A 634-nucleotide genomic window follows, 5' to 3' on the forward strand; every position below is an offset into this window, starting at 1 on the left:
GTCGCCGGGCTTCACGGCCGTCACGTCGGCAGCGACAGCCTCGACCGTGCCGGCATATTCATGGCCGGGAACCAGCGGGAACGCGCCTTCGCCATAGCGGCCTTGCAGGACCTCGATGTCGGTGTGGCAGAGCCCGGCGGCGCGGACCCTGACCAGAGCGTGCCCCGGTGCGATCTCCGGCATGTCCAGCTCCGCCATGCCGGCAACGCCCGCGGCGGCAAATCGGATGGCTTTCATGTCATTCTCCGTGCGGGCAACGCCTCAGCTCATCCAGTTGCCGCCGTCGACATTGTAGGTCTGGGCGAGGATGTAATCACTGTCGGACGAGGCGAGGAAGACGGCGAGCCCGGCAATGTCCCCTGGGGTCGCGAAGCGGCCTATCGGCACGGACTTCGCCACCGCCGCCTTCTTCTCGCCCGGCTTCAGGCCCTCCCAGCGGGCGAAATGGGCGTCGACGACGTCCCAATGCTCGCCGTCGACGACACCGGGCGCGATCGCGTTGACGTTGATGCCGTGCTTGACCAGCGCCAGTGCTGCCGACTGCGTGGCCGAGATGATCGCCGCCTTGGAGGCGCAATAGAGCGTCACCAGCGCCTCGCCGCGGCGGCCGGCCTGGCTCGCCATGTTGCTGATC

2 protein-coding genes are annotated in these 634 nt (G+C 68.1%); both read right to left on the reverse strand.

Translation table 11 applies throughout. The features are described 5' to 3' along the window. A partial coding sequence (locus EOA33_RS37760) for an alcohol dehydrogenase catalytic domain-containing protein (RefSeq protein WP_148670648.1) occupies nt 1–237 on the reverse strand: 237 nt, incomplete at its 3' end. A 24-nt stretch (nt 238–261) separates the two neighbouring features. Further along, nucleotides 262–634: SDR family oxidoreductase (locus EOA33_RS37765; protein ID WP_127407847.1), on the reverse strand; the 373-nt coding region annotated here is incomplete at its 5' end.

The sequence above is a fragment of the Mesorhizobium sp. M4A.F.Ca.ET.050.02.1.1 genome, assembly GCF_003997725.1.
GTDB lineage: Bacteria > Pseudomonadota > Alphaproteobacteria > Rhizobiales > Rhizobiaceae > Mesorhizobium.